This window comes from Desulfurobacteriaceae bacterium, assembly GCA_039832905.1.
Classification (GTDB): Bacteria; Aquificota; Aquificia; order Desulfurobacteriales; family Desulfurobacteriaceae; genus Desulfurobacterium.
Map to the genome: position 1 here is coordinate 1 of JBDOLX010000120.1, position 10,204 is coordinate 10,204.

General features: G+C 34.3%; 10 protein-coding genes. 4 read left to right on the forward strand and 6 right to left on the reverse strand.

The genetic code is table 11. The annotated features are described in order from the left end of the window. Positions 1–96: 96 nt before the first annotated feature. The 4 genes from csm4 to cas10 are packed head-to-tail and all read right to left on the reverse strand — an operon-like array spanning position 97 to position 4,785. Positions 97–1,032 carry a type III-A CRISPR-associated RAMP protein Csm4 gene (gene csm4 / locus ABGX27_09275; protein MEO2069680.1) on the reverse strand — a complete coding sequence of 312 codons (936 nt, stop codon included), beginning with the start codon at positions 1,030–1,032 and terminating at the stop codon, positions 97–99. A gap of 10 nt (positions 1,033–1,042) precedes the next feature. Beyond that, a complete protein-coding gene (csm3, locus tag ABGX27_09280; GenBank protein ID MEO2069681.1) occupies positions 1,043–1,801 on the reverse strand; it encodes a type III-A CRISPR-associated RAMP protein Csm3 in 759 nt (252 codons plus the stop codon). A gap of 16 nt (positions 1,802–1,817) precedes the next feature. Continuing rightward, positions 1,818–2,246 (reverse strand): type III-A CRISPR-associated protein Csm2, encoded by a 429-nt coding sequence (csm2, locus tag ABGX27_09285; GenBank protein ID MEO2069682.1) that lies wholly within the window; start codon positions 2,244–2,246, stop codon positions 1,818–1,820. Further along, positions 2,233–4,785 carry a type III-A CRISPR-associated protein Cas10/Csm1 gene (gene cas10 / locus ABGX27_09290; protein MEO2069683.1) on the reverse strand — a complete coding sequence of 851 codons (2,553 nt, stop codon included), beginning with the start codon at positions 4,783–4,785 and terminating at the stop codon, positions 2,233–2,235. Before cas10 ends, csm2 begins: the two co-directional genes overlap by 14 nt. A 120-nt stretch (positions 4,786–4,905) precedes the next feature. Here cas10 and ABGX27_09295 point away from each other — a divergent pair, with 120 nt between their 5' ends. From ABGX27_09295 to ABGX27_09310, 4 genes are read left to right on the forward strand one after another with little or no spacing between them, the layout of a single operon-like run. Further along, a complete protein-coding gene (locus ABGX27_09295; protein MEO2069684.1) occupies positions 4,906–5,310 on the forward strand; it encodes a hypothetical protein in 405 nt (134 codons plus the stop codon). Then, entirely contained in the window at positions 5,301–5,915 is a 615-nt protein-coding gene (locus ABGX27_09300; protein ID MEO2069685.1) for a hypothetical protein, read from the forward strand. The genes ABGX27_09295 and ABGX27_09300 overlap by 10 nt, the downstream gene beginning before the upstream one ends. A 60-nt stretch (positions 5,916–5,975) precedes the next feature. Further along, positions 5,976–6,767, forward strand: coding sequence for a hypothetical protein (locus ABGX27_09305; GenBank protein MEO2069686.1), 792 nt, complete (start codon positions 5,976–5,978; stop codon positions 6,765–6,767). Beyond that, positions 6,760–8,151, forward strand: coding sequence for an SAVED domain-containing protein (locus tag ABGX27_09310; protein ID MEO2069687.1), 1,392 nt, complete (start codon positions 6,760–6,762; stop codon positions 8,149–8,151). Before ABGX27_09305 ends, ABGX27_09310 begins: the two co-directional genes overlap by 8 nt. A gap of 15 nt (positions 8,152–8,166) precedes the next feature. Here the strand turns inward: ABGX27_09310 and ABGX27_09315 are convergent, their stop codons facing one another. Both ABGX27_09315 and ABGX27_09320 read right to left on the reverse strand, forming a co-directional pair. Beyond that, positions 8,167–8,493 (reverse strand): hypothetical protein, encoded by a 327-nt coding sequence (locus ABGX27_09315; protein ID MEO2069688.1) that lies wholly within the window; start codon positions 8,491–8,493, stop codon positions 8,167–8,169. Positions 8,494–8,548: 55 nt separating this feature from the next. Continuing rightward, positions 8,549–10,204: efflux RND transporter permease subunit (locus ABGX27_09320; GenBank protein ID MEO2069689.1), on the reverse strand; the 1,656-nt coding region annotated here is incomplete at its 5' end.

The window sequence follows — 10,204 nt, forward strand, 5'->3', positions numbered from 1 at the left end:
CTATCACCAACCCTTTTTCCATTCAAGGTTCAAGTGATTCTTTAAAATATAGGGCTGAAAAAGACGCTCAATTTATGGAACTATTTTCTGCTGCTTTTAATGAAGAAAACATAAATATTGAAAATGTATTTTTATTATATTTGTGACTCGGCTTGTTTTAGCTCGAGATATCGGCGCATTTCCATCGCTTTCTTTCTTTTCTCTGAATTTAAAAACAGAACCGGAACTTGTTAAAAGTACTGGACGCTTAAAGATAGAACCGCTACAAACATCGTTTCCGTGTTTTGGATACTTTGTAATAAATTCAGCGTAAAAGTCTTCTATTTCTTTTTCCTTTGGCAATCCTGTAGATAAAGATACAAAATAGTTGGCATCTTTTGGCTCACAAAAAGAAACTTCCTTTACTTCTTCTACTTTAAACTTACCCTTTCCCCAACTTTTCTTTGCTCCAAAACCAAATGTTCCGATAATTTCTAAGACTTCTCCAATATCATTTTCACCTATTTTTTCATCGTCAAACCTTGCATATATATTTAAGTGTTCTATATCGAAAAACATTTCCTTCGTCTCAAAAAGTGCCCCTTCCCTTGCGGTTCCTAAAAATCTATCTATCGAAACGTGCACTTGATCTTCTGTCTTCCAAAAAGAGAATAAAAAGTTTTCTAAACTTTTCTTCTCCCACTCATTCAAGAAAAGTTCAAAAAGTTCATCCATGCTTTTGAAATTTTTAAAAAGTTTTTCAGAAATGAACCTGACCTTCTTGAACTTTTTTAGTGCTGCATAAATCTCGCTGTCTCCGTCTTCTAATGGATTCTTTTTCATAGGAAACTTTGGAATGGGAAAAAATCCTTTAGGAAAACCATCCGAAAAGATAATGAAGGGATTTTCATCGTAGTTTCCTAAAAGCTCTTCAAGTCTCTCTTTTCCATAACGGTATCTATACTGCCAACAGAATTCCCCGAATATAGTATCGCTTTGTAAAGGAGTAATAAAAGAGGTTTCAGGCTTAACTGTTATCTTAACTGTTTTCATTTTCTCTCCCTTAGAGTTCCAAAGGTTCTTTTTCTTCTTTACTTAGAACAGAAGTAACTTTTAAGACACCTTCTTTTCCTTCTGGTGATAAAAACTTTATCTTTCCATATCCTCTTGAACCATTTCCTCCAAGGGAATCAGCCTCTAAAAGTTTTAAACCTTCTCTAATAAGCTCTAAAAGTTCTTCTTCTTTGTCCACATCAAAAATTTTCAAAGCAACTTTAAATTCAAATTCCGCTCCCGCTGGAACTCTTTCTGTGTGTCTTGGATGTTCTCCCGTTCCAGAAATTCTGTTTATTTTTACTTCGACCTTATCTTCTGTCATTAGGCTTCCTACTCTGTCTTTGAGTTTTTTTGAACTCTCTTCCGTTAACTTCAAATCGTAAAAACTTAATCTTGTTGGAGGAATATCTTTTATTCCTTCTGAATCTCCCAAATCTGCACCTGAGACTCCGAAAAGTTTCAGAAGATTTTTTGCAGTTTCTATCTCTTCCTTTTCTCTTTTTGAGTCCTCTAACATCTTTTTATACGTTTCTACGGAGAAAACTCCACCATCTTCTTCAAAAAGACCATGTCTTAACTCTAAAAGCATCCTAATTTTTCCTTTAACAGAAGAACCAGGAATGTAAGGTTCCTTGGTTACAGGATCTCTAACAACGGGATTATCTATTCCTCCTATCTTTATCTCACTGTTTCCTGCTCCAATATGAAGTCCAGTCTCAAGTCTTATTTTTCCTTCGATAAATAAAATATCCTCTAATCTTTTCATAACCCTAACCTCCCTTTTACCTTCTTAAATCTGCTGTATATCCAACTAAAGCTTCAAAGATAAAAACAGCATCCTTAAAGGTCTGAAGACTTTTAGTATTAACAACCTTATCAACCAATTTCTCTACAAATTCTTTGAAGAGTTTACTTTTCATATTTCTTGAAGCATCATAGTTTATGTACACTTTAGCCATTGCAATTTTCGGTAAGTTTAGAAGGAAAGCCCTCTCTCTATCATCATCCGCTTCAATTTTTTCTAAGATTTCAAGAAGATAATGGTAGTGTTTTCTTATCTGGTGCTTAGAAACTTTTTCTTTTTTCAGTTTCTGAACAAATTCAAAAAACTCATTACCTAAAATAGTAGCTTTTTCTACGGAATTTCCTTTAAAGTATTTTTCTAAAAGATCTTTTACCTTAAAATCGAAACTCTGATTACGCCTTTCCATACTTTCTCCTCCTATAAAGTGCTATTGCAAGAGGTATATAAAAGAGGTCATCCTTTTTGTCTTCTTCTTTTTCGACAAGATTTTCTGAGTATTTTTCTATCCACTTATTAATTTTTTCTGCAAGCTCCTTTTTTAGATTTTCTCCCCCTTTCACATTTCTGACCAGCAAGTAGTGAAGTCTTGGTCTCCAAAGCATATTGCTTATGTTTTCATCAACCTCATTTGCCATTCTGGAAATTTCAAGAAGTTTATAAACTAAAGAAGTAGAAAGAGTTCCCTCTTTTATCCAACTTTCAATCTTTTCAGCAATTTCTAAAAGTTTTCCAAATTTCTCATCTTTAAAATCTCCTCTTACAGTCCTTCCAAAAACAGTTATGGCATTTCTCCACTTTTTAGATCTTTCTAAAGCCTTTTCTCCCTCCTCCGCTATTGCATAAACATTGGTTGAAGGTCTAAAAAGAGAAATACCTATTGATATTGTTAATCCTTTGGAGTTGGTAAAGTCTCCACCAGTATACTTTCTAAATTCTCTTCTTAGGTCCTTTGCAAACTCAACTATGCTGTTCCAGTCTCCTATCAGGAATAAATCGTCTCCTCCAGAAAATACGCTGTATATGTTTTTAAACTTTTCACTATTTAGAAGCTTTTTCGTGATGACTTCTGTAAAGAAGAAATCAAGCATTCTACTTAGATAAACGGTTCTTGATAGAGAGTTTATTGTCTTACCTTTCTTTGTCTTTAAAAATCCTTTTGTAAAGATGTATCCAAGCTTATCTACATCTGCCTTTAAAACTCCAAGGTAAGGTCTTCCCAAAATTTCTTCATGTTCTTTCCTTAAACCATCCAAAGCTATGTGACAGAAGTTTTTGGGATATTCCCCTTTTAGATATTTTCCGAAATAGTTCTTAAGATCTCCTTCATCAAAACATTCTTCCTTTAGAAGTTTTAACTTCCATTCTTCAATATTTTGGGAAGCTAAAGGAACATAACCAGCAAAGAGTCTTACAGGATAACCTTCAAAATTGTCAAAGCTAAACGTAAAGCGGTAAGTGAAATCTTCTTCCTTCTCGTTAATTATCGCTTTAGGAAGAGGATAAAACTCGTAATCCTCACCAAACTTTAAAGAAATTCCTTTTTCTCTAATCCTTGGAAGGTTTTGTCCAAGTTCTACAAGTTCTTTGCAAAGTTTACAGATTTTAACGCCAAACCTTTGTTTTTCTGCTTTTCTAACTCCACATATTGAACAAAAATCTTCTTCTTTAAAACTTTCCAAGTTAAACGTGGCAGTTTCTTCCTTAAAAAATTCCTTTTCAAAAAGCTGAAACCTCTTCTTGGATTCTTCCTTAAAAAGCTCTCTAAGTTTCTGGTTAAAGTTATCTCCTATGAAATCTTTTTCAGACATTTTCACAAAAGAAGTTTTTATCTTTATTTCTCCAAAAAAGTTTTTTAAAAGCTTTCTTGCAACAAATTTCCTTACTGTCTCTATTTTCTCTTCAGAATCTTTAAAGTTTGGAAGTAAAAGTAAAGCTTTTCCACCAGCATTTAGAAGAACTAACGAGGAGTTTCCTCTAAATTCTTTGATAAACTTCCTTATTACTCCCTCAAGTGCTAAGGAAACCAGAAAAGACCTTGCCCTTAAGATTTTCGCAGCCCACTTTTTTGAATCCTTAACTTGTTGAAAGATAAACCTTTGAATACCGGAAAAATCAAGGGACATGAGGATGAACTTTTTTTCTTCAGGATCTTTTAAACTTTTTTCTAAAGTTTCTCTATCTTTTATCTCACTATAGTAAAGCTTTAAAGCGGTTGCTATTGCAGCAGTTGTTGTGAGATGATCTGCAAGAGAAACGTCGGGAATAGGAATATTTCTACTATGGTAAGTGTAAGAAGGAACAGCCCAAAAATACTTAACTATTAAACTTTTTAAAGCCTCAAATTTTTGATCAAAGTCCTTACTGTTCTTTATTTTGGAAAGTTCGTTAATAAAACCGTTCCATACCGTTTCATAATCTTCCGGAGTATTTTTTACGTCTTCCTGAGGATAAACCTTCTCAAAATTAAGAGTGGAAACTTTATAACCAACCTTTTGAAAAAGTCTTTCCTCTAAAACCTCTTTTCCATCATAACTAACTTCTGAAAAGATAGAAATTAAAGGTTCAAAGACACCTTTTTTATCTGAAGTTTCTTTTAATTCTTGGAGAATTTCTTGATAATTACTGTCAAATTCTTGGTTAAATTCTAAGTACCTTCTATCAAGTCCAGAACTTAAATGGTCTGCCCTTTGAACAATAAAAGAATCAAGGTCTTTTTCAATAAGAGTTTCCTTTTTTTGATGATGCTTTTCTACTACTCTTTTTATTCTCTCCCAGTTTAAATCTGAACCAAATGCGTCTTCTAGACTCTTAAGATTCTCTTTTATGAACCTCCCCGAAAGTAAATAATGTTTTTCTTTTAAATTCTTAGCTCTCTGATAAACCTTACCTATATCGTGAAAAATTGCAGAAAGGGTTATCTCTTTAAGCTCTTTTTCTTCCACCATCCTTACCCCAATTTTTTAACTTTTTTTCACTATTTTACCAATTTCCTAATCTTGTATTATTAATAAACGAAATAGAAGTGTAAAATCTGACACCTACCGACTTTGTTTTTGGGGATAAAGATGGGGAGTCTACTTAGTGAACTAAGAAAGTATGGAATTGTTGAAAACATTTGTAGAAAGAAACCCTGTCTTTGGGTTGCAAAAGTTTCGGAAATAGGAACAAAAGTGAAGATCTATCTTGGAAAAAGATACGAAAGACCTTTAATATCCTTTAAGTTTAAGAACGGAAGCTATGAATGTATATTTTTGACAACCTTTCACCTTGCAAAAGGAAAAAAGATACCTTTACACCTATGTCCAGGAAAAAGAAATAGCTTTCACTGGAAAGAAGAAGCAAGAATTTTTAGAAGAGATGGAAAGGTCATATTTAGAATTCCAGAAAAAATTTTGAAAAAAGCGTCCTTTCATTCCACCTGCAAAGAGGAAATAGTAAAGATAATAGAGAGGGCTATTAAATGGAGATAAGGAAGATCTATGACTCAAAAGAAGATTTTGAAAAAGTTGTCTCGAAGCTAGAAAGTATTATAGGAGATAAATTCGGATACCTTTTTGAATCTAAGGATGACTTAAAAAGTGAAATAGCTCTTATTCTTCTTGAAAAAAAGGAAAAACTTTTGAAAGCTCCAAACCTTCGTTTTGGATACTTAGTTGCTACAGTTAAGAATGCTCTTCAGGACAAGTTTGTTAAGAAAAAAAGGTTGCTCTATTGTAGCTTTTCAGACTCCTTTGAGAGTGATAAAGAAAATGATGACAAAGGATACAGTTTCGAAGAGTTAATAAAAGACGAAAGCATTCCGGAAGTTGTAAAAGTATTGGTTTTTGACTACGTGAAGTTTTTAAAAGAAAGACTAAAAGACTCGGAACTTGAAGTACTTTGCTATAGATTTTGGAATGAGATTTACAAACGAGAAGAAAACCCTTTCCTAAAGGATAAATCCGAAAACGCTAAGCACAAAGCTTGGAGTAGACTTAGACCAAAGATTTCAGAACTTCTTTCAGACTTCTCGGAAGAAGAGTTAATTCTATTTATTAGAGTATTTATGTCAGAAGTTTGTCAAAGGAATCGTTAATTAAAACTGAATTTGGAGGATTTCATGACCTATTTAGAACGTCTGTTGGAGGATTATAAGTTGTTTTTAAACATAGATACAAAAGAAAAGGAAGAATTTATTCTGTATCCTCCTGAAAATATAGAAGAAGGAGATGTTTTTGAATTTCCTTTAGAGAACTTACCTCTTTTGGTTGTTATTGTAAACATCGAAGGTTCTTATGCTGAAGTTGTTCCAATGTCTTTTCAGTGGGAACTGGCAACAAGATACGACTTAATCGTCGATTTTGAACATTACTTGAGGGATAAATGGATCGTAGAAGTTGACATGACTACGACTGTTCCATTGTCCATTTTGTTCCAAGCTCAAAAAATTGGAAAACTAAAAGAGGAAGATTTCAATATTGTTAAAGATGCTGTTCTTGAGGGTGTTCCTCTTCCCCGTGAAAGAAGTGGCAGAGGATACGAGGATGAAATCCATTCCAAATTTAAGGACATAGAAGCTGAAAGAATAAGCTTTTTGGTTAATTCCTTATTGGAAGACATTTCATCAGAAGACGAAAGTTTTAGAGTTATTAGTTTTACTCCTTCATTTAAAGAAGCTTTAGAAGAGGATATAAATCAAGCTCTTGCAGCTTCCGGCAGTTCTACCGTTCAAGATACAGAGTTTGGAAAAATTCTTTTCAATGAAGAGGAAAAGTCAATCTACCTTTACTTTAACGAAAAATTCCTTAAAAAGAATGGAACGATTTACGTAAACCTTAAAAGTCAGAAATTCCCTATCTATAAGGGAACGTTAGAGGATATAAAAATACCTAATGTTACAAAAGAAATATTCGAAGTTATGAAGAAGGCGGAGGTTGTCCTTGAGTAGCATTTTTTCAAGAATTTTAACTAAGAATCTTAATCAGGCTGTAAAGTATCTAGAAGAAGCAGAGAAGGGAAATCATCATATTACTATTTCTGAAATAGAAGAAGCTCTCGAAGCTTCTTTCCCAGCTGTTCGTTTTCAGGCTGTAAAAACGGGAGTGACCCTTTTTAGAAAGGAACTTAAAGAACTTCTAAAGAAAATCTTTAATGTTGAGATTCTCAACGAAGAACCTCTCCACTTTTCTTTTCCTGTTGTTTCTGAAAGGGAAAGGACACTGGTAAACGGAATAGCAATTCTTAGCGACAGAACCTTCTCTCCTGATAACCCCGAAAACCTTAACTTTGTAAGTGAACTCACTGGAAAAAACTTTTTTGTTGTTTTCGATAAAGAATTTATTGGTGAATCGTATCAAGCAGCTCTAAGCTATACCCTTTTATTTGGAAAAATACCCCAGGACTTTCTCCTTTCTGGAAAAGTTTTTAAGGATGGAAACTTTTTGGCAGATAACCTGGAAGAAAAGAGAGATTTTTCAAAAACTCTTGGAAAAAAACTCTTAGGAAAAGGAAACATATTCCTACTGAACAAAGTGTTTGAAGAAGGAAAAGTAAATATTCCATTTCTAATAACAAAGGGAGATGAAAGTGCCTTAAGGGACTTAAGCAAGTCAGCTAAAGTAGATTTAAAGATATTAGAACCTTTCTTGGAAATAGATGATCTTGTCCTCAAACTTCCAGAATACTTACCTAAGGAAAACTGGCTTTGGATTACAAAATCTTTTAAAGAAAGAATAGAAAAAATTATCGAAGAAATTCCTTTTATTAGAAAAACTTTCCATTTTGGTTTTTACTCCCCAAGCACTTTAGCTTTGGGACTGGGATCAGTAATTGGAACTGGAAAGATTCCTTGTGTCGTTTACCATTTTGAGAATGGGAACTATGTGAAAGTTATAGATGTTGAAAGGAACTCCCGGTCAATAAAAGTAAGAAAAGAAAAATTGGAGTTTGTAGAAGTTAAGGAAATAATAAAAGGAAAGGGGGGAAAGGGGGCTTTGGTTGCCCTCCAGTTTGCCTCCCATGAAGTAAGAAATAAAGGAAAACTCATAGCAGAAGAAAAGAATCTTGACTACTACTACATTACAATAAGGAACTTTAAAGGTGCCATACCTCTTGATTTAAACTGGAATGATTTGACTTCAGAAATATACGAAGCTCTCAATAGGGTTTATGATGAAGGTTACGAAAAGATATATCTAATTATGAGTATGCCTGTTCCGCTTGCTTTTGGTGTTGGAATGGCTATTGGTAGCTACTGGAACGTAGAAGTTTTAAACTACTTTAAAGAAGGATACTTTCCAGTGTTAAACCTTTTAGACATAGAGAAAATATAGAAAGGACGAAGGGGATTACTCTATTTCGTCCCTTTCGTCATTGTAGTTTTTGTAGTTTTCATTTTGAAGAACGGAGTCTATGAACTTATCTATATCTTCTTTTTCTAAGAAAGTTCCTGTTAAAAGTCTTCCTGTATACTTGTTATCCTTTATTTCCCAAAACATATAAAAGTCTGGATAAAGTTTTTTTAATTCTTTATAAGCCACACCGTACTTACTTGGCTTTTCTGGATTCTGCTCTAAGAAGAAGTGGTTAGGATCAATCTCTATCTTTATTAACTCTACTCCTTTTCTTGTAATAACTTTCTGTAGTTGGATCTCTTTACTTTCTTTTACCTTCATAATACCCTCCCCGATTGAAAAGAGTTAAAAGCCCCAAAAGAGAGGGGCATAGAATCTAACTATTATTTTCCCAGTTTCTCTTCTCAAACATATAGTAGAGAACAGGAATAACAACGAGTGTCAAAGTTGTTGATGCAAATACTCCAAAAAGTAAAGATACTGCAAGTCCTTGGAATATAGGGTCTAAGAGTATTACTGCTGCACCAACAATAGCAGCGGCTGCTGTGAGGACAATTGGCTTAAATCTTACGGCACCTGCTTCTATGATAGAGTCCTTAAGTGGAGCACCTTCTCTTTTCTTCATAAGGATGAAATCTACCAAGATGATAGAGTTTCTAACTACAATTCCAGCAAGAGCGATGAAACCGATCATTGAGGTAGCTGTAAAGTAAGTTGTTTTTCCTACAATTTGTGTCATCAACCAGTGTCCAGGAACAATACCAACCATCGTTAGAGGAATCGGCGCCATGATTATCATTGGAATAACAAAGGATTGGAACTGAGCAACTATTAGGAGATAGATTAACACCAATGCAACAGCAAAAGCTGCTCCCATATCCCTAAAGGTTTCGTAGGTAATTTGCCACTCACCGTCCCACTTCATCATTGGAGTAAAGTCGTCTTTTGGCATAGAAGGTGGTATGAAGGAGTAGTTAATCTTATACCCTTCAGGAAGTGGATGTTCTGAAAGGTACTTGTTAATTTCTAAGATTGGATAGATTGGTGCTTCATAAACTCCAGAAACATCACCGATTACGTAAGATACAGGGTGAAGGTTCTTATGGTAAATAGTCTTGTCTGCCAATACTTTTTCAACTCTTGCAATTTCTCTTAGAGGTATAAGTTTTCCTTCCTTGTTCATCACAGAAAGACTTAAGATGTCTTCTACTTTTTCTCTTTGGTCTCTTGGGAGTCTTACAAAGATTGAGACAGGATCGGAATCATAATCTGTATGGGCTACGCTAACGGTAGCACCTTTTAAAGCTATGCTAATAGTTTGAACGATTTGATCTTCAGTAATACCAGATTCCCTTGCCTTCTTCCTGTCAATTTTAACCTCATACTTGTAGTGGTCAGCATCAACTAGAGTATCAACGTCAACAACTCCTTCTATCTTCTTAAACACTTCCTCTATTTGTTTTGCAATCCTTCTTCTTACCTCATCGTCTTGACCGTAGATCTCTGCAACAAGGGTTGATAGAACTGGTGGTCCTGGTGGAACTTCAACTATTTTCACATTTGCATTTGGGTTAACAGACTTAGCTATCTGTTGAATCTTTTCTCTTTCTTCCTTAGCTATATCATGGGATTGACGTTCTCTTTCATGTTTGTCTATAAGGTTAACCCTTATATCTGCAACGTTTCCACCTTCTCTCAAGTAGTAATGTCTAACAAGTCCGTTGAAGTCGAATGGAGAAGCTGTTCCAATGTAAACCTCGTAGTCTGTAACTTCTGGAATTGTAGCTACATAGTTAGCAATTGCTTTAGCAACTTTGGCAGTTTCCTCTAAAGCAGTTCCCTCCGGCATATCAATAACTATTTGAAACTCACTCTTATTGTCGAATGGTAAAAGTTTTACCACAACTGCCTTTGTGTAAAACATTGAAACAGCAGCAACCATTAAAAGCAGAACTCCAAAGAGAAAAGCCCATCTCTTTACTGCTGAGTCAAGAAGAGGTCTAACTATTGCATTGTAAATCTTATAAATCTT

Excerpts from the sequence above, each read along its gene's own strand:
- csm3 (MEO2069681.1), bottom strand. The coding sequence starts at position 1,801 with ATGAAAAGATTAGAGGATATTTTATTTATCGAAGGAAAAATAAGACTT.
- ABGX27_09295 (MEO2069684.1), top strand. The coding sequence starts at position 4,906 with ATGGGGAGTCTACTTAGTGAACTAAGAAAGTATGGAATTGTTGAAAAC.
- csm2 (MEO2069682.1), bottom strand. The coding sequence starts at position 2,246 with ATGGAAAGGCGTAATCAGAGTTTCGATTTTAAGGTAAAAGATCTTTTA.
- cas10 (MEO2069683.1), bottom strand. The coding sequence starts at position 4,785 with ATGGTGGAAGAAAAAGAGCTTAAAGAGATAACCCTTTCTGCAATTTTT.
- ABGX27_09300 (MEO2069685.1), top strand. The coding sequence starts at position 5,301 with ATGGAGATAAGGAAGATCTATGACTCAAAAGAAGATTTTGAAAAAGTT.
- csm4 (MEO2069680.1), bottom strand. The coding sequence starts at position 1,032 with ATGAAAACAGTTAAGATAACAGTTAAGCCTGAAACCTCTTTTATTACT.
- ABGX27_09315 (MEO2069688.1), bottom strand. The coding sequence starts at position 8,493 with ATGAAGGTAAAAGAAAGTAAAGAGATCCAACTACAGAAAGTTATTACA.